Genomic DNA, 25,623 nt, shown 5'->3' with positions numbered 1-25,623 from the left:
ACTTACTGCCCGGACGCCAATTCGGAACCACCTGTCCCGGCCGACCGTAGCCGATGCCCGAGCACGATACGCCGTCGCGGGGTCGCGGGCACAAGATCAGCGCACACCGGCCGGGTGCTGTTGCGAATAATGCGAAGTGGCCGCTTGTGATCGATCGGGGCGGTGCGGTGCCGATCGAGGTTTTCCACTACCCGGCCCGCGCTGTCGTAGGCCACTCCGGCCCAGATCATTGCCCGCGGGCCGTCGCCGCGCGCGGTGAGTGTCTGCGCCAGCTGCCCGCACTTGGCGAATAAGGGGCAGTGATGGCAAGTCTGAATGGCGGCCCGCCAGGATTCCGGGGTGCCGACGTCGAGGTCCCAATCGTCCGGACCATCCGCGCAGGGCGGGCGGTGCGCGGCCTTGGCCGCGGTGGGGATCGCCGAAATCTGTGTCGCCGTTTGCGATCCGATCGCTGGCCGACGTGCCTGCATGATGCTCATAGCCGTCTCCGAGACTGCCGAGGGGTACACGTCGCGCAAGACGTGCCCCGATATCGGGCGGGCATCAGGGCTGCTCAACAGTCCCCGGAAACCGGCAGTGAACTGCCGTACGACGAACGTTAACTTACGATCCGTTACCCGGCAACCGTTTTCGCCGCTATGTAACGGCACATTGACCAAGTAGTGATCCCGACGTATCGTTGGTTAACGGCACGTTCATCCACGGGCCGAGTTCTACGGGGTAAGTTGTGGTTTCCTGTGAGGTATGGCTGTGCAGTCGGAATACACGATCGATGAATTGGCCCGGGTAGCCGACACCACGGTGCGCAGCGTGCGCGTCTACCACGAGCGCGGCCTCCTGCCCTCACCCGAGGTGCGTGGCCGGATCGGTTACTACCGCTCCGACCACCTGGAGCGACTGCAGACCATCAGTCGACTGCTCAGCCGCGGCATGAAGCTGAACGGCATCCGAGAACTGCTCGAGGCCTGGGATCGCGGCGACGGTCTGGCCGACGTACTCGGTGTCGCGGCCGACCAATCGACCGCCGAGCCGCCGACCACCCCACAGCACGCGGGCGCCGCCCGCGATGAGCAGTCGGCCGAACTGCCGGAGTACGTGAAGCAGGCCCTCGCCTCGAGCAACGATCCGCTGGAGGCCTACCGCCTGACCAATCCGCGCTGCTGCGATCTGGCCACCCGGCTCGTCGATGTCGGCCTCCCGGCAACCGCCGCATTCGAATTGGTCGAGCGGCTGCGCGCCGATTGCGATCGGATCGCCGATCGCTATGCCACCGAGATGTTCTACAGCCTGGCCGGGCGCGGCTACGAGCAATCCGAGCGCACCCCCAAGGATCGCACCAAACTCGAGACCGATCTGGCCATTGCACGACTGATCGCCACCCGCGCGACATCGGAGTTGATCGATCAGGCCTTCGCCAGACACTCCGAATTGCCGCCGACCGCATAATAATTCCAGTCAGCAAACGGCTCGGCGCCTATCTCGCCTCGCGAACGCGCAGCACATTCAGTCGTATGACGAAATTTCTCTCCGCCGACCAGGAATTGCCGCGCCGTCGGCGTCGTTCGCTGAATTCCATACGCTTCCCATACGAATCATCCTGAGTTCAATACGTTTTCGATTCTCGGCCGACCATTATATTTGTCTCCGTGTTCGGGCAATCGGATGATCTTGTTGGCAGGCGACTCGGGGCGAACAAGACGAAGCGCCCAAATGCATTGTCGGACTTGGAATTCTGGGACACCACGCGTTGGCGGCCGCGCGCGGTGATCAATCGATGCGGACACTGGATCGGCGCGACCCGACTGCGCCGAATTACGGCGCGGCTGCTGCTCGGCGTGCTTGTGCTGTTCGTTGTTCCGATGACGATCGGCGCGGTGGCGTCGGCGCAGACGGGAACCGCGACCGCTGGGTCCTCGACGATCGATGCCGTCGGCTGGATGAATGTCCGGGATTCGCACGGGGTTCCGCTGGCCAATTATGTCTTCGCCACCAATCACGGCAGTATTCTGCATCCCGGGAATGCCGCGTTGTCGACCGCGCTGGATCTGGAATTCGCGGGGTTCATGGCCACCGAGGTCACCGGTATCTGGGCGATCGACTATGTGGTGAGCTTTCGCTGGCTCGACCTGGTCGCGGAACCGCTGAGCCGGGTCGCCGACACCCTGGCCGGTCAAGTCGGCACGCCCATGATCTTTGTGCTCGCGGTAACCATCGGTGGGATACCGGTGGCATGGTTCGTGGTGCGCGGATACTTCTCCAAGGCAACCATGCAGGTGCTGACGATGATCGCGGTCGCGATGTTCAGTGTGCCCTATCTGGCGCATCCGCTGGCCGACGTGCTCTCCTCGGACGGGCTGCTCGCACAGGGACGCGACGTCGGTGTGGCGGTAGCCGCGGGCCTCAACGGCGAATCGAATCCGAGCCCGAATGCGGTTGTGGACTCGATAGAGGGCACACTCGCCGACAACTTCGTGCGTTATCCATTGCAGGTGTGGAACTTCGGCCATGTCGTGGACGATTCACCGGCCTGCCGCGCAGCGTGGTCGGAAGGGGTGTTGGCCGGTAGCGATGACAAGGTCACCAGCGGTATGAAACGCTGCGGCGACACCGCCGCTTACTCCAAGACACAGAATCCCAATGCGGGCCAGATCTGCACCGGCCTGCTGTTGCTGATTTTCGCCGCGGTCCTGCTGATGTTCGGCGTATACCTGTCCGGAAAGATCGTGGTGTCCGCGGCGGAGGCGGTCTATCACGCCTTCATGGCCATCTTCGGCTTCGCCGCGGGCGGATACATCTATGGACCGAGCCAGAACTTCCTGGTGCGCAATCTCGTCGATGCCTTCGTATCGTCCGGGAAGATGGTCGCGTTCACGGTCTATCTCGGCATCTACGCCCTGGTCCTCGGTGATGTGTTCGAACAGGCGAAGGGCCACGGCATCGCGGTCATCTTCATCGGCGGATCGTTCATGATTGTCGGAATCGTGTTGTTGCGCCGGATGAGTCATGGTCTCGCCGCCGGAACCGGGCGGATAGCCAACCAGATCACCGGTGTGCTCGCCAGCGGGCACACCGGCCAGTCCGGTGGTGGCTCAGGCGGGGCGACGCTGGGATCGGGCGGCAGCATGACCGGTACACAACGGCTTGTCACCGGACTCGCCGCGCTCAATACTTTCAACGCGTCGCCGGTGACCGAATACCTGATGGGCCGTACCCGATCGCCGTTGAGTTCGCGCTCCGGGATGCGGCAGCGAGCGGAACTGGCGAATATGCGTATGGCAGTCGAGGCGGACCGGTTCGGCTGGATTCGCAACTATTACCGCACGCGCGAGCAGATCATCGACTCCGCCAGGTCGGCCGCGGCACAGTATGGCCACACCCCGCTCGGCGCTGCCGTCGCGATCGACCGGGTAGTCGACCGGGGCGGCAGCCTCGGCGATGCCGAAGCGGCCATGTTCAGCGCCGGATTCGGAAATAAGGAAATGCGAACCAATGCTCTGAAGGCATTCAATTACCGAACGAGCTGGGGCCCGAACATGTGGGACGGCGACAAGCACGTCGGACAGGCCATCGCCTCGCTCGGCGTGCTCAAACTGGGCCGGACCCCGGCCAACGTCGCACTGTTCAGACGGACCGCCCACCGACTGGCGAACCGTCGCTTCGCCGATCCCGATCTGCAGTTCACCAGCTTCACCGCGCCGGAGCAGCAGTTCCTGCGCGACTACTTCAACAACCCGACCGAGCCGGTCATCCACGCAATTCGGGATGTCGTATCAGGCACCGGGAATGCCTTGCCCAATCTGACCGGCACCGTGACACGGGAGCGTGCCGCCTTGATGAACCGCTTCATCAATGTGCACCTCAGCCGGGAGTACCTGGCCGCCGCCGAAGCCGAGAACTTTGCGGCGGCATCGGGAATCCTGCAGAAGATGGCGCTGCCCGAGTACTGGACGGGCAGCAGCACCCTCACCCCATCGAAGGCCATACCAACGTTCTAGCGCCTCGCAACAACCGTGGCTGCAGGTTGTCCGGTGCTACCACCAGGTACAGATCATCGGGATCAGTGGCGCTGCGGCGGCCCGAAGCCGACCGAGGGTAGTCGAAGGGCGGTTTGGCGCTGACCAGCCACAATTCGACTACGCTCGGCGGTCCTCGGCCCTCGGAATGCGCCACGGTAAAGCCGTGCAGGACAGGATGATTCATCCGTCCGGTCGGTTGTTTCAGCCCACTTCGAACAACTGTGCCGCCATACGACGGCTGGGCTTTCCATTCGGCAACTGGGGTAGCCGCTGCACGATGCGCAACTGCCCCGGAATCTGGTGCTCGGCCAAATGCGCGTGGCAGTGGCGCATGATGTCGCGCTTGGTGGTCTGCGAACCCTCGCGCAAATGGACGACCGCCGCGACATCATCGCCGAGATGCGGATGCGGCACCCGCGTGGCGAGCGACGAGACGACATCGGGATGTTCGTCCAGCGCGGCCTCGACGTCGACCGGTGCCACCGCGTGATCGCCGCGGTGCGCGATTTCGCTGAGCCGACCCAGGATTCGCAGGCGCCCGTCTTCTTCCCGGCGCGCCACGTCACGCGTGCGCAGCCAGCCGTCGGCAGTGAAGGCGGCGGCGGTGGCCGCAGGATTGCCGACATACCTGCTGAACAGTGCCGTGCCGCGGACTTCCAGTTCGCGGCCGCCCGCGATTTCGTCACCGGCCAGACGGAATTCGACGCCGGTCGGGGTGCCGACCGTACCCGGCACCCGCTCCCACGACGGCGGATCGGCCGCCGCCTGGTGGCTGGTTTCGGCGAGTTCCAGTGCCTCCACGACCGGGCAGTCGAGCAGCCGTTCCGCGCGTTCGGCCGCGAGGCGAGACAGCGGGGCCGAGGCGGTGCGCAGGAAACGCATGCCGCGCGCCCGCTTTCCCGATGCCACCAGTCCCGCGGTGATACCGGCCAGCTGCATCGGCATCACCGTGAGCCAGGTCGGCGCCGCCGCATCCAGTAGTCGGTGCGTTTGGCGCGCCTCGCCCGCGGCGGGCAGCACCATGGTGCACCGGCTGCGCAGTGTCGCCATCAGGTTCGCGAACAGGCCGTGGCTCTGCGCCCACGGCAGCAGTGCGATGGTGCGGTCGTCCGGTGTGAGTGCGAAATGGTCTGCGACAGCGGCGATTCCGGCGGCGATATTGGCCTCGGACAGTGCCACCGCCTTCGGCGCTCCGGTGGAGCCGGAGGTGAACAGGATCAGCCGGTCGTCCTCGTGGACCGTGGGCGCGGGCACTGTCGGCATCCAGCCCCCGCGGCGCGCGGGCGCGGCCGGGATCCACTCCAACTGCGCTGGGGGCTCGAACGGGTTGCGCCACAATAGCGTCGGCGAATCGATCGAAGCGAGAGTCGACGCGACCACCGCTCGAGGTCGAGCCAGTGTAAAAATCTGCTGTTTCTCCCGCGCACTCAGCCGCGGATCCACCGGCGCGAATACCGCACCGATATTCCAGGCGGCCGACATTACGACGGCAAAAGCAGGCGAATTCGGTAGTTCGGCGACCACTACATCACCCGCGCCGACGCCATTCTTCTGCAAACTCCATGCGACGGTTTCGGCCCACGCCTCCAGCTGACGGAATGACAGGAGCGGATCGGCATCAGCGGAAACAAGAAACGGCCGATCGCAGGCATCCATCAATTGTCCTTCCGATGGCGCGGGTGGTGTCCCACTCCCGTTGCGGAATCGAGATTCCGCAAGCGGGAGTGGGGTCACGAACGGCACCCATCGCAGGTCGCGGCGGCTTTCCCCGGCACCTCCCGGCAAGGGGGAACAAGAGGTGAGCAATGGAACCCGAAGGGCCGCGCGACCAACGCCTTTCCGCATCGTGACGCCTCCGGCACCACATCGAGGTCCAATTCTCAGCGGTGCCAGGGCAGAACAGTACCGCCACAACATCGCCGCCCGCACAATCCCCGTTCCCATTTTTGGGAACGCGACTTACGCTGCACTGTCTGGGATCAACCGGAGGGTGCATGTCTGATCAGTACGAGCCCGTCGGCCGCAAAAGGGATGCGGCCGCAACGCGACTCGCCATTTTGGCGGCGGCACAACAACTGTTCGCCGAACGCGGCTACGAGCGCGCCACGGTACGCGAGATAGCCGCACGCGCCGGGGTGAATCAGGCGCTGCTGTTCCGGTACTTCGGCAATAAGGACGAACTGTTCCGTGCGTCGATAGCGGACCGGGGTCGGCGTGTACTCGAGGAGGGACCTGCCGAAGCATTGCTCGGCCGCCTACTGGCACGCGCGCTGGAGCCCACCGGCTCTGCGGCACAGGCACATTGGCTACAAGCCGCACTGCGCTCCAGCGGACATGACGAGGGTGCGGCCGCGGTGCGGCGGGAACTGGGCGACGAGTACGTAGGCGCGCTATCCGCACTCACCGATGGACCTGATGCCGAGTTGCGCGCCGATCTCCTGCTCGCCTGGTTGCTCGGCATCGGCTTGGTTCGTTCGGTACATCGCCGGGATCCGCTGGCCAGCGCCGATCCGGCCGCGGTTGCCGAGCATGTGCTGCGCGCCGCGCGGGTGTTACTGGAGCGGGTGGATGTGAAATTTCCACCTACATAACAGGATTCATCCGTTGACGGGCCGACGTGCCCTTCCTACCATCAGTTGTAAGCACTCGCTTACATTGCTCGGGCACCCCACTGCCGCGTTGCGGAAGGGAGATCTGATGTGGACAGCATCGCGCAGCGATTCGATGGGGGGTGGCGGTCGGGCGACGGGTGGGCCCGTCGACCACGAGGTACGGAGCTTCCCCTTCGGCACTCCGGTCCGCCTGGATATGGATCCGCTCTACGCGCGGCTGCGCCGAGAGGAACCGATCAGCCGCGTACGACTCCCCTACGGCGGCGACGGCTGGCTGGTCACCCGCTACGAGGACGTCAAACAGGTACTCGCCGACCCGAGATTCAGTCGCGCCGCGGCGGTCGAACGCGAGGACATTCCGCGCACCACGCCGGAACCCGCGCGCCGCAATTCGCTGCTGAGCATGGATCCGCCGGAGCACACGCGGCTACGCAAACTCGTGGTCAAGGCATTCACCGGCCGCCGGGTCCAGGCGTTGCGCCCGCGCGCCCAGCAGATCGTGGACGAGCGTCTCGACGAAATCGAGCGATCCGGCCCACCGGCCGATCTGGTGCGACTGCTCGCCTTGCCGCTGCCGGTCACCGTGATCTGCGAAATGCTCGGCGTCCCACCGCAAGACCAGCACCGCTTCCGGGATTTCTCCGATACGGTGCTGTCCACCACCGCATACACTCGCGAACAGATCAGCACCGCACGCGCGGGCCTGGAGGCGTATCTCGCCGAGCTCGTGGCGCAGCGTCGCGAGCAGCCGACCGACGATCTGCTCGGCGCATTGGTCGCCGCGCGCGATGACGAGGACCGGCTCAGCGAGCCGGAGTTGGTCAACCTGGGTATCGGCTTGCTCATCGCGGGCCACGAGACCACGGCCAATCAGATCGCCAACTTCACCTATGTGCTGCTGACCGAGCCCGAACACTGGGAATTGCTCTGCGGCAGGCCAGAACTCGTCCCCAGTGCGGTGGAGGAACTACTGCGCTACGTCCAATTGGGTGCGGGCGGTTCCTTTCCCAGAATCGCCACCGAGGATCTCGCGCTCGGTGGGGTCGAAATTCGGTCCGGTGAGTCGGTATTCGTCAATACCCAGGCCGCCAACCGCGACGAGACCGTCTTCGACGACCCCGAAGACCTGGACCTGACCCGAGAACGCAACCCGCACATGGCCTTCGGACACGGAGCACACCACTGCCTCGGCGCGCAACTGGCCAGGGTTGAGCTGCAAGTAGCGCTCGCGTCGCTGCTGCAACGATTCCCGACCCTGCACCTCGCCGTACCCGTCGACGAGGTGCCATGGAAGTCCGGTCTACTGGTGCGCGGACCGAAAGCCCTCCCGGTGGCCTGGTAGCCCAAGATCACTCGCCGCGCCATAGCCTCCGGCAGCTCGCCGAGCATAGCGATATGGCGGTCGAATTTGCCGTGGGCGACCACCATTCGACTGCGTTCGACGGAACCCGAGACCGAGCAGTGATACGGCAGAAGCTATCTGGACACCGCACTAGACGAGTAAGTCCGAAGTCCCGGCGTTGCCTGGACATGGACGGAGGGCGCCGAAGACCATTGTGTGACGAACGACCTTGACGCCCTCCTGACCGCACTGTACGTGAAAATCGACGATGAATTGGCGGGTCCACGCTGGACGGGGCGGCCACCGGTGCTGACCGACTCGGAACTGGTGTGCCTGGCGGTGGCCCAGTCGCTGCTCGGATTCACCTCCGAATCGCACTGGCTGCGGTACGCCCGCAAGCATCTGACCGGGATGTTCCCGTACCTGCCGCAGCAGTCCGGGTACAACAAGCGGCTGCGCAACGCGTTGGGACTGGTCAAGCGGGTGATCCGAATGCTGGCTCGCGCCAGCGATTTCTGGCTCGACGACTGCTGGATCGTGGACTCGACTCCGGTGCCGTGTGGCATGTCCCGACCCACGGTGAAGCGGTCGGAGCTGGCCGGGTGGGCCGGCTACGGCTACTGCGCTTCCCACTCCCGCTTCTACTGGGGGCTGAAACTGTATCTGGTGTGTACCCCGGCCGGAATGCCGATCCTGTGGGCCCTAGCAGACCCGAAAATCGGTGAACGCGAGGTGCTTTCGGCCATGCTCGAAGTCGATTCAGCTGTAGCCGCTGAGCACGAGGGCATCCTGTTGATCTGCGATAAGGGCTTCGCGGGCCGTGAGTTCGAAACGCTGGTGGGCGAGTACGGGATCACCATGCTTCGCCCGTCCCGCAAGGACGAGAAAACCCGATACGGTGAGCCGTTACTGAAGAAGGTCCGCCAGTTGATCGAGTCGGTCAACGACACTCTCAAAGGCCAGCTCGACCTGGAAGACCACGGCGGACGTTCCTACCAGGGCGTGGCGATCCGCGTTGCCCAGCGCATCCTGGCGATGGCCACCGCGATCTGGCACAACACCCTGATCGGCGCACCAATCACCCGGTCGCTGATCGCTTACGATCACTGACCGGCCTTCGGACTTACTCGTCTAGTTGCCGAGGGCGCCTGCGACCTCGTTGCACGACTCCCGCAGTAGGTCGCAGTAGTCGTCGAGATCCGGGACGATCTCGGGGTCACACACCACCGATACGGTGAAGGTGTCGCCCGCGCCGACGAACGAATGCGCCAAACCGATTTCCGGATACACCGGCGGCAGCATGCCCGCGAAGCGAAACGGCTTGCCCGCCAGTGACCATTCGACGGTCGGCTCACAGCGAATGCTGGTCAGGATGGTGTGTGCATAGGCAGGAGTATCCGGGTCGGCGGGCGCGAGCGTACCGAATCGTGTTCGGTAGGTGCGACTGGGCAGCAGGTCGATGAGTCCGAGTCGATTCAGTTCCCGGCGACCCGACGGCGAATCGCGGCGCACGCGAAGTGTGGCGTCGACCGCCCGTGCACGAGCGGCGACGTCGGGTTCCGCAGCGGCCAGCTCGACCGCGGCGGCCCCGACGTAATTGACACCCATCACCGGCGCGTCGGGCACCGCGACGGTCACCAGGACCGCGAGGTCGTCAGGACACGACCCATCCCGCTTTTCGAGATAGCGTTGCATGGCGCGGGATATCGCCGTCAGTCCGAGGGCCGTCACCGTGATCCCCGGCGCACGAACGTCCCGCAGCTCCAACGGAATCGACCGCATGGCGCGTCCCGGCCCGATCCGGCGATTGAGCACAGTAGCGGTGACCGGTGGCGTGTTCGGGCCGCTGTCGTCGTTTTCACGGGCGATCCTGCGCATCTCACGCCGGACGCGGACGTTGAACCGCAAGGCCTGCCATGGCCAGCGCAGCGCACCGGCCATGGCGGCGAGCGCCGGATGTGGGCGCTGAGTGGCGGGACCCTGCCCCTCGATCCGCAATGGCACCGAGGCGAACAACGCCTCCGACAGCGACGTCATGGCCGGACCAGCCAACAGCGCATGACTGACATGCATCAGCACAACAGCACCCGTGCCGCTCGGCGTCGCGATACCGCTCACGTTCGGAAATACGTGCAGCTGCCAGGCACTGACCCGCGCATCCAGCGGCTGCGCCAGAATGCGCCCGATCTCGTCCTGGCACTGCGCCCAATCCAGTTGCGCCACAGCATGCGTGACGATGTGGGCGTCGATGGGACTGTCGTCGGCCACCCAGAACGGGTGCCCGAGCCCGCCGGGCACCTCCTGGATCCGACGGCGCAGCGGTTCGAGCAGATCGGCCCGCGCACCGAAATGATCGGCGATATCGGCGGCGGTCAGCGGTGTGTCGCCGTTGTCGAATACCCACCACATCGGCCAGTCGGTAACCCGGCCCGAGCAGGCCAAGTAGTAATAGGCGGCGTCATTGGCCACCATCTGTGCTTCATCCATCATGCTGCTCTCGTCGATCCGATTGCTGCACTATGCCATCCGTCATGGGCGATCACGTCTGCCGGAATCCACATCGGGTGTCGGCGCGACCGATCCAGCTCCGGGTCCCCGGCCGCATCCCCGGGAACCCAGCGCTTCCTCAGCCGCGCGACACTTTCGGCAGCAAGGAACGCCAACCGCGAGCACCACCCGCTGCGGGGGTACTCACCGCGGACAACGCGGCGAATTCGTCGTCGGTGAGCGTGATGGTGGCGGCGGCGGTGTTCTCCTCGAGATGCGCCACGCTGGAGGTGCCGGGAATGGGCAGGATGACCGGCGAGCGGCGCAGCAGCCACGCGAGCGCGAGTTGGGACGGGCTCGCATCCTCGCGCACGAGGCTGTCCAGCGGACCACCCGGACGCGCGAGATCGCCGGTGGCCATGGGGAACCACGGGATGAAGGCGATGTTGTTCGCCTCGGCGTATTCGAGTACGTCCTCCGCGCTGCGGTTGGCGAGGTTGTACTGGTTCTGTACCGAGACGATATCGGCAATCTTGCGGGCCTTGTCGAGCTGAGCGACGGTCACCTCGGACAGGCCGATATGGCGGATCTTGCCCTCTTGCTGCAGCGACGCCAGCTCGCCGAGCTGGTCGGCGAGCGGCACCTGCGGGTCGATCCGGTGCAGCTGGAAGAGATCGATGCGGTCGACACCCAGATGACGCAGGCTCAATTCCAGCTGCTGGCGCAGATATTCGGGGCGGCCGATCGGCACCCACTCGCCGGGACGGGGCCGGGCCAGCCCGGCTTTGGTCGCGATGACCAGGTCGTCCGGATACGGGTGCAGGGCCCGGCGGATGAGAGTTTCGCTGACGAACGGACCGTAGGAATCCGCGGTATCGATGAGGGTGATACCGAGCTCGACGGCACGACGCAGTACGCGCACGGCCTCATCCGGATCCTTCGGGTCGCCCCACACACCGTCACCGGTCAGCTGCATTGCGCCATAGCCCAGGCGCGTGACCGGTAGGTCACCACCGAGGGCGAAGGTGCCCGAGGCAGCGGCGGGACGGGACTGGGCTTCGGCGGTCATGCTTTCCTCTCTACAGCTGAACGTCGCTCGGGGCGGGGAAGAAACCCGCATCGATGAAGGACCTGACATAGGCGTCCAGGGCCGCGGCATCGATGGGCGGGCAGTGGATACCGTACTGCGCCAACTCGATTCGGGTGTCGGTGTCGTCGACGGCAGCCGCGGCCCCACCGTAGTTGCCGCTGACCAACGCGGCGCGCACCAGCGAATCGTCGCCGGTCGCATCGCGCGCCGCCGCTTCCTCGGCCAGTTTGGTCGCGATCTCCTCGATCGATGCGATCTCGATCGGAATACCGTGCCTGCGCAAGGCTTCGAAAATATCGCCGATCGCCACCGGACGAGCGTTCACCAGGTGATAGGCCGCGCCGACCGGCGACTGATCCGCCAGCGCGACGATGGCGCCCACCACATAGTTCACCGGCACCAACGACATGGTGGCGTCGCCGATCTCCGGGGCGAGTCCGAGAATGGCGGCCGCCCGGATCATGTTCCAGAACGAGTCGTCGACGCTGTTCACTCCGAGCCGCGGATCACCGGACACAGTGCCGGGACGGTAGATGGTCACCGGCACACCGCGTGCACCGGCCTGGCGGATCAGTTGTTCGGCGACCCATTTACTCGCCACATAGCCGTTTCCGGAAACCTCGTCGACGTGCAGTTGCACATCCTCGCGGGCGATGAAATCCGGTGCGGGCGCATTCGGAATCACGGCATTGACCGTGGAGACGAAGTGCACCGGCTTGATTCGACCCGTGGTAGCCAGCCGCAGCACCTCACGAGTGCCCGACACGTTGGCGGCGCGCAACCGCGCGTACGGCTCGATGTGATTGACGCGAGCGCCGTTGTGGTAGATCGCGTCGATCTGCTCGGCGAGCCGGGCCCAGTCGGACCGGTCGAGCCCGAGTCCGGGTGCGGCCAGATCACCGGCGACAGCGACGATTCGCCCCTGATAGGCATCGTCCCAGATCCGGTACAGCTGCATGGCGTCGCGAATCCGCTTGTAGGCCCGCTCGCTGTCCTCGCCGCGCACCAGGCACCAGACCGTTGCCCCGGTGCTGGACAGCAGTTCCCGCAGCAGGTGCACACCGACGAATCCGGTTGCGCCGGTGAGCAGTACATCGCGCGAGGCCTCGGCACGAGCCGGTGCTCGACCCGCACTGTCGATCTCGGGTTCGAGCACGGCGTCGGTGGTGATCGTCTCGGTGTCGGTGCCCGGCACCACGGCCGCGGGCTCGTCCGGATTGTCGAGACGGGTGGCCAGGCCGCGCACGGTGGGCGCGATGAACAGCGCCGCCATCGGCACATCGATACCGAGCCGGGTAGCCAATGCGCGCTGCAGTGTGAAGGCGAGCAGCGAGGTGCCGCCGAGATCGAAGAAATCGTCCTCGGCTCCGGCCCGGGCGATGCCGAGCACCTCGGCGAATACCTCGGCGACGGCGCGCTCGGTATCGGTCGCCGGTGCGACGAACTCGCGGGCGCGCAGGACCGGCCGCGGCAGCGCGGCCCGATCCAGTTTGCCGCTGCTGTTCACCGGGAAGGATTCCAGGATCATGATGGCCGAGGGCACCATATAGCCCGGAAGCACATGTGACAGAGATTCGCGCAGGGTATCTGCCTCGAGCTCGGTTGCGGGCACCACATAGGCGACCAACTGATCACCGGTCTCCGACTTCGCCACCACGACGACGGCCTGGGCGACGGACGGATCCGCGAGCAGCGCGGCCTCGATCTCGCCCAGCTCGACCCGGTGACCACGGATCTTCGCCTGGAAGTCCGTGCGCCCCAGATATTCCAGTACCCCGTCGGCGCGGCGACGCACCAGATCGCCGGTCCGGTACATCCGGGCACCCGCCGGGCCGTGCGGGTCGGCAACGAACCGATCCGAGGTCAGGTCGGCACGACCGAGATAGCCGCGCGCCAATTGGCTTCCTGCCAGATACAGTTCGCCGACGACACCGGCGGGCACGAGATGCAGCCGTGAATCCAGCACATAGGTGCGGGTATTCCACAGCGCCACACCGATCGGCACCGTCAACCGGTCGTCGATGGAGGCGGGCCGGTACGTCACCGAGACCGCTGCCTCGGTGGGGCCGTACAGGTTGTGCAGTCCAGCATCCGACAGTGCGGCGAAATCGGCGACAGTATTGGGCGGCAAGGCCTCACCGATAACGAAAACCGCACGCAGTGAGGCCAATTGGTCCACCCGCGCAGCGGCCAGGAAGACCTGCAGTACCGACGGAACGAAATCGGTGACCGTGACCTGGTGGGTCGCGATCAGTTCGGCGATATAGCCGGGATCGCGCTGTCCGTGCGGCGCCGCGAGCACCAGCTCCGCGCCGACCCACAGCGGGGCGAAATAACCCCACAGCGATACGTCGAAGGTCGTCGCCGTCTTCTGCAGATAGACATCCTCGGCACCGAACCCGTACTCCGCCACCATCCATTCGATCTGGTTGGTGATCGCGCCGTGCGAGACCATGACGCCCTTGGGCCGACCGGTCGAGCCGGAGGTGAACAGCACATACGCCGGATGATCGGCGTGCAGCGGCGCACGCAGCTCGCCGGACTCGACCGGCTCACCGGAGTATGCCGACAGCTCGAGGGAGTCGATATCGACAACGGGAACCCCCGTGACGGGTACCGAATTGCCTTCGGTCGTCAGCACGCAGACCGGCTCGGCCGTCGCCACCATGTACCCGATCCGGTCGGCCGGATGGTCGAGGTCCAGCGGCAGATACGCGCCGCCCGCGGCCAGCACCGCATACATCGCGGCGACCAGCTGCGGCGAACGCGGTATCGCCAGCGCCACAACGGATTCGGGACCGACGCCCTGCGCGATCAGATACCTGGCGAGGCGATTGACGCGCTCGTCGAATTCCCGATAGGTCCAGGCCGTCTCGTCGTGCACGACGGCCACCGCATCTGGTGTCGTCGCCACGGCACGGCGGTAGCCGGTCAGCAGGAAATCCGCCGAAACCGAGTGCGCGGTGTCGGCCGCATCCGAGAGCAGCGCGGCGCGTTCGGTCGCATCGGTCAGCTCGATCTCGCCGAGCACAACACCGGGATCGGCGGCGATGGCGGTGAGCAGGCGCGCGAACCGATCCACGAAACCCTGCACGGTGGCGGGATCGAACATATCGGCGGCGTAGGTGACCATGCCGCCGATACCCAGCGGCGTGCCCGCCTCGTCGTAGGCATCGCCGATATACCAGTGCAGATCGAACTGCGATACCTCGACACCGATATCCAGGCTCGCGACGGTCAGCCCCGGCAGTTCCAGTGCGACGCGGTCCAGGTTCTGGAACGACAGCCCCACCTGGTACAGCGGATGCCGCGATGGCGACCGCACCGGGTTCAGCACATTGACCAGCCGCTCGAACGGCACATCCGAGTTCGCGAAGGCCTGCAGATCGGTCTCCCGCTGCCGCGCCAGCTGTTCGGTGAAACGCGCGCCGCCGTCGTATCGGGTTCGGAATACCAAGGTATTGATGAACATGCCGATGACGTCGTCGAGCACGGCGTCGCCGCGTCCGGCGGTCGGTGTACCGATGGCGATATCGCTGGTCCCGGACAAGCGCGCCAGCAGCACGGCCAGTGCGGTGTGCACGACCATGAACACGGTCGCACCCTGGGCCCGCGCCAATTCGGCCAGCGCGCTGTGCGTTTCGGCATCGATCCGCACCGACACCTGGCCACCGGCGAAGGACCGCACCAGCGGCCGCGGCCGATCCGATGGCAGGTCGAGCTGCTCCGGCAATCCGGCCAATTCCTGCTGCCAGTACCCGATCTGCTTGGCCGCCAACGATTCCGGATCGTCCTCGGCACCGAGCAGTTCGCGCTGCCAGATGGCGTAGTCGGCGTACTGCACCGGCAGCGGGACCCAATTCGGCGCCTGTCCGGCGCTGCGCGCCACATACGCGGTCATCAGATCACGGGCCAGCGGGCCGATCGACGAACCGTCGCCCGCGATGTGGTGCACGACCATGGCCAGCACGTATTCGCGCCCATCCGCACCGTCGCCGAGGTCGAACAGGCTGACCCGGACCGGCACCTCGACGGTGAGATCGAAGGCAGTCCGCACCATGGTGGCCACCGCGTCCACGATTTCGGCCGGGTCGATGGTCTGGACCAGCATCGGCGGAATCGCCTGCGCCGCGGGCAGGATCACCTGCACCGGGCCCGCATCGATGGGCGGATAGACCGTGCGCAGGATCTCGTGGCGGGTGACCAGATCCCCGATCGCCGCCCGCAATGCCTGCGTATCGACGGCACCGGTCAAGCGCACCGCCATCGGCACGTTGTAGGCCAATGAGTTCGTATCCAAGCGGTTGAGGAACCACATGCCCTGCTGCGCCGCCGACAACGGGATCCGCTCCGGCCGCGGACCGGCGACCAGCTCCGGACGGTCGCTTCCGACCTCGTTCGCACTCAGCCTGGCCGCGAGCGCGGACACCGACGATGCCTCGAACAGCAGGCGCACCGGAACCCGGGTATCGGATGCGGCGCCCAACCGCGCCGCCAGCCGCGTGGCGATCAGCGAGTTGCCGCCCAATTCGAAGAAGTCGTCGTCGGCGCCGACCGGTGTCGCGGGCGCGAGCAATTCGGTGAATACGGTCGCGACCAGCTCTTCCCATCGCCCGGACGGGGCACGGTATGCCCTGGTGTGCAGCACCGGCACGGGCAGCGCGGCACGGTCGAGTTTGCCGACCGGGGTCAGCGGAATCTCGTCGAGCACCATGACGAGGGTCGGCACCATATGCGCGGGCAGGCTGTTCGCCGCGAATGCGGTGAGTTCGTCGGTATCGGCCACCGCACCGGCGGCGGCATGCACATAGGAGACGAGAATGGTTGCACCGCTGGCGATTTCATGTCCGATGGTGACCGCGAAGTCGACGGCTTCGTGCGCCGCGAGGACGGCGTCGATCTCGCCGAGTTCGATGCGGAAGCCGCGGACCTTGACCTGGAAGTCGTTGCGGCCCAGATATTCCAGCGCACCGTCGACCGTCCGGCGGACCAGGTCGCCGGTCCGGTACAGCCTGGCGCCGTCACGGTCGAACGGATTCGCCACGAACCGGGCGGCGGTCAGTGCGGGGCGCTCATGGTAGCCGCGGGCCACCTGCGCGCCGGTGATGTAGAGCTCGCCGACGGCGCGGTCCGGCACCGGCGAGAGCCGATCGTCCAGTACGTACTCGGTGATGGCGCGGATCGGCCCGCCGATGGTGACGGTCTCCCCCGGCACCAGCGGCGCGCTGATATTGGTCATGATCGTGGTCTCGGTCGGCCCGTACCCGTTGTAGAACTCGCGGGTGCGCCGTCCGGCGATCGGAATCGTCCAGCGCCGCACCAACTCCGGCGGACAGGCCTCGCCACCGGCGATGACGACACGGAGCTTGTCCAGGCCCGCCGGATCGACGGAAGCCAGCGCCGCGGGCGTGATGAACGCATGCGTCACCCGCTCCCGGCGCAGCAGCGCGGCCAGTTCCTCGCCGCCGTAGACCGACGGTGCGGCCACCACCATGGTCGCGGCGCCACCGATGGCCAGCAGCAGTTCCAGCACCGACGCGTCGAATGACGGCGATGCGAAATGCAATGTGCGCGAACTGCTCGTCACCCGGTAGCGCTCGCGCTGTTCCGCGCAGAAACTCGACAAACCGGCCTGCGTGACGACCACGCCCTTGGGCTTACCGGTCGATCCGGAGGTGTAGATGACATAGGCCGGATGCGTCGCGCGCAACGGCCGCACCCGATCCGCGTCCGTCACCGGATCGGCGCTGTAGTCGTCGAGCCGCCGATCGATATCGTCGGCGTCGATGGTCAGCCACTGCACCTCGCCGGGCAGGTCGGCGCCGATCTCGGTGACCGTAAGTCCCAGTACCGCATGCGAATCGGCGATCATGTGCCGGACCCGCTCGACGGGATAGTTGGGATCCACCGGGACGAATCCGGCACCGGTCTTGGCGATCGCCCACACCGCGAGCACGGACTCGGCCGAGCGCGGAATGCCGATCGCGACCAGATCCTCCGGGCCGATGCCACGATCGATCAGCAGTCGAGCCAGCCTGCTCGAGCGCTCGTCGAGGTCGACGTACTCCCATTCGGCCAGTTGCTCGGTGGCATCGGCGAAGATCACCGCGACACCGTCCGGATTGGTGTCGACGGCATCGGCCAACAGCTGCGGCAGCAGCGTGACCTCTTCGGCCGGGACCGGTTCGGCGGTCCGGACGGGCGCGGCGAGCGCCCGGCCCCGTTCGGCCTCGTCGAGGATGTCGATGGCACCGACGATCACCTGCGCGTCGGCGGCGACCGCCGTGAGGATTCGCTCGAACCGGCGGCCGAGGCCAACGATGGTGGCTTCCTCGAACAGGTCTGTCGCATAGGCGAAGCCGATGACCAGCTCGTCCGGCGTGCCATCGTCGTGCTGGCGCGCCTCGACGATCACCTGCAGGTCGAATTTCGCGACGATCTCACCGGTGTCGACGGCCGAAACCGTCAGACCGGGCAGCTCCAGTGTCGGCTGCTCGATGTTCTGGAACGACAGCATCACCTGGAACAGCGGATTAGCCGAGACGGCACGGGCGGGCAGCACCTCCTCGACCACCCGCTCGAACGGAATCTCCGCATTGGCGAAGGCGGACAGGTCGGTTTCGCGGACCTGCTGGACGAATGCCGCGAACGGGGCATCGCGATCGACATCGGTGCGCAGGGTCAGCGTATTGACGAACATGCCGACCAGATCGTCCAGTTCGGCCGAACCGCGACCCGCGATCGGCGTGCCGATCGCGATATCCGAGCCACCCGACAGCCGCGCGAGCAGCGCGGCCAGCGCGGCGTGCACGACCATGAACAGCGACGAATTGTGCTGACGCGCAAGGTCGGCCAGCCCGGCGTGCACCGGTGCGGGCACGGCGATTTCGGTCGCCGCACCGCGCATCGATGCCTGTGCCGGACGCGGGCGGTCCAGCGGCAGCCGCGCGGTTTCGCTCACACCGGCCAGCTGTCGCCGCCAGTAGGCCAATTGCTGTGCGGCAATGGAGTTCTCGTCGTCTTCGGTGCCGATGACTTCGCGCTGCCAGAGCGCGAAATCGGCGTACTGCACCGGCAGCGGAGCCCAACTCGGAGCGATCCCCGCGGTACGCGCGAGGTAGGCGGTCGCCAGATCCCGCGCCAGCGGTGCCAGCGAGACACCGTCCGCCGAAATGTGATGCGTGACGAGGACGAGCAGATGCTCCTCGCGCGCCGGGTCGGAGAACAACCGGATGCGCACGGGCGGATGTTCGGTGACATCGAATCCGGCGGACAACAGTGCCGCGACCCGGTCCGGATCGGCGGTCGTCTCGACCTCCAGTCCGTTCGGCAGCGTTTCGGCCACGGACAGGATCTCCTGGCGCGGCGTCGCGTCCGGACCGTCGACCGGGAACCGCGTGCGCAGCGCCTCGTGCCGCTCCAGGACATCCGCGACGGCCGCACGCAATGCGGGCACGTCCAGGGTGCCCGTGAGCCGGATGGCGAACGGCAGGTTGTAGGACGGGGATTCGGTGTCGACCTGGTTGAGCACCCACATCCGATGCTGTGCCAGCGAGAGCGGGATGCGCGCCGGTCGCACGGCCCGTGCCAACGGCGGACGATCCGCGTGCTCGGAATCCGGCACGATCCGCGCCGCCAGTTCGGCGACCACCGGTGCGTCGAACAGCGTGCGCACCGGCACCCGCGCGCCCAACGCCGCGCTCAGCCTGGCCACGACCTGGGTGGCGACCAGTGAGTTGCCGCCCAGGGTGAAGAAGTCGTCGTCGGCACCCACCCGGTCCACACCGAGCACCTCGGCGAACACACCGGCCACAATCTCCTCGAGCGGGGTGGACGGCGCGCGGAATTCCCGGGCGACCAGGGTCGGCCGCGGCAGCGCCTTGCGGTCCAGCTTGCCCGCGGTACTGAGCGGGAACTCGGCCAGCTCCACGATCGTGGCCGGAACCATGTACTGGGGCAGGGTGCCCGCCAGCGCGGCACGCAGCGGCTCCACCTCGAGGTGTGCGCCGGGCACCGGCACTGCATAGGCAACCAGCTGGTCGCCGAGTTCGGTGGGCACCACCAGGACAGCCGCCTGATTCACCGGCGGCTGCGCCAGCAGCGCCGCCTCGATATCGCCGAGTTCGATGCGCTGTCCGCGCAGTTTCACCTGGAAGTCGGTGCGGCCCAGGTATTTCAGAACACTCGGCGCGCTCCAAGCCACCAGGTCACCGGTCCGGTACATTCGCTCACCGGTTCCGAACGGGTTGGCGACGAACCGTTCCGCGGTCAGATCCGCGCGCCCCAGATAGCTGCGGGCCAGCTGATCACCGGCGATGTAGAGCTCACCGGTGACACCGGCGGGCACCGGCCGCAGGCGGGAATCCAGTACGTACAGTCGGCTGTTCCAGACCGGCGATCCGATCGGCAGGCCGCCCTGATCGTCGACGGTCGCGAGCCAGGTGGTGACGGCGACTGCGGTCTCGGTCGGCCCGTACACATTGAGCACCGACGCGTCGCAGACCGCGCGCACCGCGGCCACGGTCTCGGCGGGCAGCAGCTCGCCGCCGACGATGATGTGCCGCAGCGTCGGGAGCGTCCCGGCGGGCGTATGGGCGGCGAACACCGCGAGCATCGAAGGCACGAAGTCGGTGACGGTAACCTGCTGCGCCGCAATGGTTTCCGCGATATACGTGGCGTCGCGATGGCCGTCGGGCGTGGCCATCAGCAGCTTGGCGCCGAGCCGCAGCGGAATGAAGTAGCCCCACATCGAGGCGTCGAAGGTGAAGGCGGCCTTCTGCAGGTACACATCGTCGGCATGCAGCGGATACCGGGACTGCATCCAGGCCAGATGGTTGCCGATCGCCCGGTGCGAGACCGCGACGCCCTTGGGCCGTCCGGTGGAGCCGGAGGTGAACAGCACATACGCCAGGCTCTCCGGGCGCACCGGCCGCAGCAGCTCCCCGGCCGCCAGCGGGGTACCGGCGAATCCGTCCAGATCGGCGGTGTCGATGTGCAGCAACGGAATTCCGTCCGGCACCGGCACGGCGTCCGCGGTCGTGGTGAGCACGCACACCGGCCGCGCCGCGGTCAGCACGTGCTCGACGCGGTCGGCCGGATGATCCGGGTCCACGGGCACGTACGCACCGCCCGCGGTGAGGACCGCGTACATGCCGACTACCAGATCCAGCGAGCGCCGGACCGCGAGGCCGACCAGCGATTCCGCACCGACGCCCTGCGAGATCAGCAGGCGGGCAAGGCGATTCACCCGCTCGTCGAGTTCTCCATAGGTAAGTTCGGCACCCTCGTAGGACACCGCGACCCGACCCGGATGCGCCGACACAGCGCGCCGGTAGCCGTCCAGCAGCAGCTCGGGTTCGACCGCATGACCGGTATCGTTCCACTCCAACAGGATTCGATCGCGCTCGGCGTCGGTCAGCATGATGTCGATATCGCCGACCAGGGCCGCGGGTTCGCCGACCAGCGCGTCGAGCACCCGGATCAGCCGCGCGGCAAGGGTTCCCACCTCATCGGCGGTGAACCCGCCACCGGCATACCGCCACGTCAGCTCGATCGTCGAGGCCGCGATCGCCACCAGCGTCAGCGGGTAGTGCGCGCCGTCCTCCATACCGACGGCCCGCACCGACATGCCGTCGATGGAATCGGCGGCGGCGATCGCCTCGCGGTCGATCGGGTAGGACTCGAAGACCAGCAGAGTGTCGAATTGCGCTCCGGCACCGGCGATCCGCTGGATGTCGGTGAGACCCACATAGTGGTGGTCGAGCAGACCCGCCTGTTCGCGCTGCAGCGACCGCAGGAACTCGCCGACCGCGAGCCTGCCGTCGACCCGCACGCGCACCGGCAGCGTGTTGATGAACAGACCGACCATCGACTCGACGCCGGACAACTCGGCCGGACGGCCGGACACCGTGGTGCCGAACACCACGTCGTCGCGACCGGTGAACCGCCCGAGCAGGATACCCAACGCCGCCTGCAGCACGGTGTTCACGGTGACGCCGAGTTCGGCGGCCAGCTCGGTGATCCGGCGGGTGCGCTCGGTGTCGATCTCGGTGACCACCTTGCCGCTGCCCGCGGCTGCGACCGTCCGCGATTGCGGGGCGAGCAGCGTCGGCTCCGCCACACCGGACAGCGCCTGTTCCCACGCCCGCAGCGACGCCTCCCGATCCCGCCCGGCCAGCCAGCTCAGGAAGGTGCGGTAGGAGGGCACCCGCGGCAGCGCGGACCGATCACCCCGAGTCGCATAGAGCACCAGCACATCTCGCATCAGCAGCGGCATCGACCAGCCGTCGAGCAGGATGTGGTGGGTGGTGATGACCAGATGCCACTGATCGGTGCGATACAGGGTGAACCGCATCAGTGGCGCGGCCGACATATCGAAGCCGGTCTCCCGCTCCGCGGCCACCTGCCGCCGCAGTTCGGCCAACCGCTCCGATTCGGGCAGATGCGTCAGATCCACTGCCCGCCAAGGCACTTCGACCCGATCCAGGACCACCTGCACGGCGCGGCCGTCGGCACCGGCGACGAATGCGGTCCGCAGATTCGGGTAGCGGTCCAGGATGGCCTGGGCCGCGGCCCGCAGTCGCTCGGCGTCCACATCGCCGCCCAGGTCGACCGTCGCCTGCGAGGTGTAGACGTCGATACTCGACTCGGCGAGCTGCGCGTGGAACAGCAACCCGGACTGCAACGGCGAGAGCGGCCACACATCCGACAGCGCCGGGTAATTCCGTTCCCACGCTTCGATATCCGCCTGGCCGACCGTGACCAACGGCAGATCCGACGGCGTCAGCCCACCGGCATCCGGATGCCGCGCGTGCTCGGCCAGTGCGTGCAGCGCCGCGACCCACAGATCGGCGAACTCCTGCACCCGCTCCCGCGACAACAACCCGCGCGGGAAGGCGAGCGACGCACCCAGCTGCGGTCCGTCCGCACCGTCGGTGACGATCGCATTGATGTCGATCACGCCGTTCGCTGGCATATCCGGATCCATCTCGGCATCCAGCTGCCCCAGATCCGCGACCGGCACCCAGCCCAATGCACCGAGCTGCGCCGGAATCTCTCCCGTCGCCATCCGGCCCAAGTAGTTGAAGCTGATCTGTGCGGCGCCGCCCAGTTCGGTGGCGGTCTGCGGGTTCAGGTAGCGCAGCAGGCCGTAGCCGAGTCCCTTGTCCGGGACCGCGAGCAGCTGCTCCTTCACCGATTTCACGATGTCGCCCAAGGCTTTTCCGCCCGCGAACGCCTCGGCGAGGTCCGCGCCCCCGAGATCGAGCCGGACCGGGTACGCGCTGGTGAACCAGCCGACGGTCCTGGACAGATCCGCGCCGGAGACGATCTCCTCTTCGCGGCCATGGCCTTCCAGCTTGACCAGCGCGGTGCCGCCCGCGCTTTCGCCACGCCACTTGCTCACCGCCAGCGCCAGCGCCGAGAGCAGGCCGTCGTTGACACCACCGCGATACCGGCCCGGGATCGCGGTCAGCAGCGCATCGGTCACCTCGACCGGCAGCGTCACCTCGACGCGATCGACGGTGCCGAAGGTGTCTACCGCCGGATCGAACGCACGCGCACCGAACAGCGGGTCTTCGGTGGCCGAAACCTGTTGCCAGAAAGGCAGTTCCGCAAGCCGCGCCGGATCCTGCGCCGCATCGCGCAGGGCGTGCGCCCAGCGCCGCATCGAGGTTCCGTTGGCGGGCAACGCCACCTGCTGCCCCGCCGCGAGTTGCGACCAGGCCATCGCCAGGTCCGGAATAAGAATCCGCCAGGACACCCCGTCGACCACGATGTGGTGCGCGACGACCAGCAGGACATCACGACGGCGACCGCCCTGCGGGAATGCGAACCAGACGAACTGCACCATCACCGCGTTCGCCGGATCGAGGCGGCCCAGCGCGGCGTCGTATTCGGCACTCGCCCGCCGCGACAACTCGGCATCGTCGATATCGGCGGGTACCTCGACCCGATGCACCAGCGCGTCGACGTCCACCGCGCCGCGTTCCAAGGCCTCGAAGGTCCGGACGGTATCCGAGGTGGCCTCACGCAACCGAGCGCGCAGCATGTCGTGGTGATCGAAGACCGCGCCGATGGTCGCGACCAGGGTCTCCCGATCGATGCCGTCGGGCAGCCGCAGCGCCATCGTCTGCGAGAACCGCCGATACGACGAGTCGCTCGGCAGCATCGCCGCCATGATCGGCAGCAATGGCAACTCACCCACCCCGCCGCCGGGCAGCTCCGCCAGCCGCTGCTGCTCCACCGCATCGGCCGATCTGGCGATCTCGGCCAATGCCTCGACCGTGCGATGTTCGAACACCTCCGCGGCGGTGAATACGACACCGCGCGCCTTCGCCCGCGAGACCAGCTGGATCGACAGGATCGAATCGCCACCCAATGCGAAGAACGAGTCGTCCCGGCCGACGCGCTCGACACCGAGCAACCCGGCGAATACCTCGGCGATGATTTCTTCGACCGGCGTCTCGGCGGCACGGAACGCGCGCGGGGCGAAGACCGGCTCGGGCAGTGCCGCACGGTCGAGCTTGCCGACCGGGGTCAGCGGAATCTCGTCCAGCACCACGAAGGCGGCCGGAATCATGTACGCGGGCAGCGACTCTCCGAGGAATTCGGCGAGCGCGTCGGTGTCCACAACGGCCCCGGTCCTCGGCAGCACATAGGCCACCAGCGCGGTCGCACCCGACGGCAGCGTCTTGCCGAGGGTCGCCGCGAAGTCGATCTCGGGGTGGCTGGTGAGCGCGTTGTCGATCTCGCCGAGCTCGATGCGGAAGCCGCGAATCTTCACCTGGAAGTCGGAGCGACCCAGGTACTCGATGACGCCGCTTTCTTCGGTGCGCCGCACCAGATCTCCGGTCCGGTACAGCCGCGCGCCCGGGTTGCCGATATCGGCGCCGAACGGGCTGGCCACGAACCGTTCCGAGGTCAGCCCCGGCCGCCCGAGATACCCCTGTGCCAGCGCGGGACCCGACAGGTACAGCTCGCCGATCACCCCGGCGGGCACCGGGCGCAACCGCGCGTCCAGGACGAACGCACCGACACCGGCAATGGCCGTGCCGATCGTGATGGGCTCGCCCGGCACCAGCGGCGGAGTGCCGGTGGCGAGAATCGTCGCCTCGGTGGGGCCGTAGCCGTTGTGGAACGCGCGCTCGCCCGCCCAGCGGCCGACCAGCTCGGTGCCGAACTTGTCACCGGCCACCACGACGACCCGCAGCTCGTCCAGACCGTCCGGATCCACCGATTCCAGGGCGGCCGGGGTGATGAGCATGTGGCTGACGCGCTCGCGCCGCAGCAGATCCGCGAGTTCGGCCCCGCCGAACACCGAAGGCGGCGCGATCACCAAGGTCGCACCGGCGGAAAAGGCCAGCAGGAGTTCGAGCACCGAAACGTCGAAGTTGGGCGAGCAGACATGCAGGACCCGTGACTCCCCGGTCACCGCGTACTGCTCGCGCTGCGCGGTGACCAGTCCGGCCAGGCCGCCATGCGAGACCACGACGCCCTTGGGCCGCCCGGTCGATCCCGATGTGTAGATGACGTAGGCGGGGTGCCGCTCGTCCAGCCGACGGACCCGGTCGGCGTAGGAGATCGGATGAGCCGGGCGTTCGGCGATGCGCCCGGCCTGCGCCGGGTCGTCGAGTTCGATCCAGTCGACACTCGTGCCGAGCACCGAGCGGTGAGCCGTGGTGGTCAACCCGAGGACGGCACCGGAATCGGTGAGGATGTGCGCGATCCGGTCGGACGGATATCCGGGATCCACGGGCACGTATGCGGCGCCGGTCTTCGCGATCGCCCAGACGGCAAGCACGGACTCGATGCTGCGCGCGATACCGATCGCCACCACATCGCCCGCGCCCACACCGTGTTCGATGAGTTCACGCGCCAACCGCGACGACGACTCGTCGAGTTCGCGATAGGTCAGCTGTCTGTCATCGGACGGATCGCCCGAAGGGTTGAACCGGATGGCGACGGCATCGGCGGCGGACTCCACAGCGGCCGCGAGCAAATTCCCGAAGAGTAGACCGACTCGGCGACGACTACCACGTGCGGAACGACGATCCCTTGCCATTTCCGGTACTACAC

At 66.9% G+C, this 25,623-nt stretch carries 10 protein-coding genes; 5 read left to right on the top strand and 5 right to left on the bottom strand.

What is annotated here, in order from left to right:
- Positions 1 to 2 precede the first annotated feature (2 nt).
- Positions 3 to 479, bottom strand: coding sequence for a hypothetical protein (locus tag ACQPZ2_RS13315; protein ID WP_433525802.1), 477 nt, complete (start codon positions 477 to 479; stop codon positions 3 to 5).
- A 265-nt stretch (positions 480 to 744) separates the two neighbouring features.
- Here ACQPZ2_RS13315 and ACQPZ2_RS13310 point away from each other — a divergent pair, with 265 nt between their 5' ends.
- Together ACQPZ2_RS13310 and ACQPZ2_RS13305 are read left to right on the top strand one after the other, a co-directional pair.
- Positions 745 to 1,446: a MerR family transcriptional regulator gene (locus tag ACQPZ2_RS13310; RefSeq protein WP_063044586.1), complete on the top strand. Its 702-nt coding sequence runs from the start codon at positions 745 to 747 to the stop codon at positions 1,444 to 1,446.
- A gap of 278 nt (positions 1,447 to 1,724) precedes the next feature.
- Positions 1,725 to 3,995, top strand: coding sequence for a hypothetical protein (locus tag ACQPZ2_RS13305; protein ID WP_433525801.1), 2,271 nt, complete (start codon positions 1,725 to 1,727; stop codon positions 3,993 to 3,995).
- Between the two features lie 222 nt (positions 3,996 to 4,217).
- On the opposite strand, the gene ACQPZ2_RS13300 is transcribed toward ACQPZ2_RS13305, so the two are convergent.
- Positions 4,218 to 5,672, bottom strand: a complete 1,455-nt coding sequence (locus tag ACQPZ2_RS13300; protein ID WP_433525800.1) for a class I adenylate-forming enzyme family protein — start codon at positions 5,670 to 5,672, stop codon at positions 4,218 to 4,220.
- A gap of 338 nt (positions 5,673 to 6,010) precedes the next feature.
- On the opposite strand from ACQPZ2_RS13300, the gene ACQPZ2_RS13295 reads away from it, so the two are divergent.
- From ACQPZ2_RS13295 to ACQPZ2_RS13285, 3 genes are all read left to right on the top strand, one after another.
- A complete protein-coding gene (locus ACQPZ2_RS13295) occupies positions 6,011 to 6,607 on the top strand; it encodes a TetR family transcriptional regulator (RefSeq protein WP_433525799.1) in 597 nt (198 codons plus the stop codon).
- A gap of 106 nt (positions 6,608 to 6,713) precedes the next feature.
- Positions 6,714 to 7,970, top strand: a complete 1,257-nt coding sequence (locus tag ACQPZ2_RS13290; RefSeq protein ID WP_433525798.1) for a cytochrome P450 — start codon at positions 6,714 to 6,716, stop codon at positions 7,968 to 7,970.
- A gap of 216 nt (positions 7,971 to 8,186) precedes the next feature.
- The gene (locus ACQPZ2_RS13285; RefSeq protein WP_433523944.1) at positions 8,187 to 9,080 is read left to right on the top strand and encodes an IS982 family transposase; all 894 of its coding nucleotides are present in this window, start codon (positions 8,187 to 8,189) and stop codon (positions 9,078 to 9,080) included.
- A gap of 21 nt (positions 9,081 to 9,101) precedes the next feature.
- On the opposite strand, the gene ACQPZ2_RS13280 is transcribed toward ACQPZ2_RS13285, so the two are convergent.
- From ACQPZ2_RS13280 to ACQPZ2_RS13270, 3 genes are all read right to left on the bottom strand, one after another.
- Entirely contained in the window at positions 9,102 to 10,460 is a 1,359-nt protein-coding gene (locus tag ACQPZ2_RS13280) for a wax ester/triacylglycerol synthase domain-containing protein (RefSeq protein ID WP_433525797.1), read from the bottom strand.
- Positions 10,461 to 10,596: 136 nt separating this feature from the next.
- Positions 10,597 to 11,526 carry an aldo/keto reductase gene (locus ACQPZ2_RS13275; protein ID WP_433525796.1) on the bottom strand — a complete coding sequence of 310 codons (930 nt, stop codon included), beginning with the start codon at positions 11,524 to 11,526 and terminating at the stop codon, positions 10,597 to 10,599.
- A 10-nt stretch (positions 11,527 to 11,536) separates the two neighbouring features.
- Positions 11,537 to 25,546 carry an amino acid adenylation domain-containing protein gene (locus tag ACQPZ2_RS13270; RefSeq protein WP_433525795.1) on the bottom strand — a complete coding sequence of 4,670 codons (14,010 nt, stop codon included), beginning with the start codon at positions 25,544 to 25,546 and terminating at the stop codon, positions 11,537 to 11,539.
- Between the last annotated feature and the right edge of the window lie 77 nt (positions 25,547 to 25,623).

The sequence above is a fragment of the Nocardia pseudovaccinii genome, assembly GCF_050942345.1.
GTDB lineage: Bacteria > Actinomycetota > Actinomycetes > Mycobacteriales > Mycobacteriaceae > Nocardia > Nocardia pseudovaccinii.
This window is presented reverse-complemented; position numbering and strand designations above follow the sequence as displayed.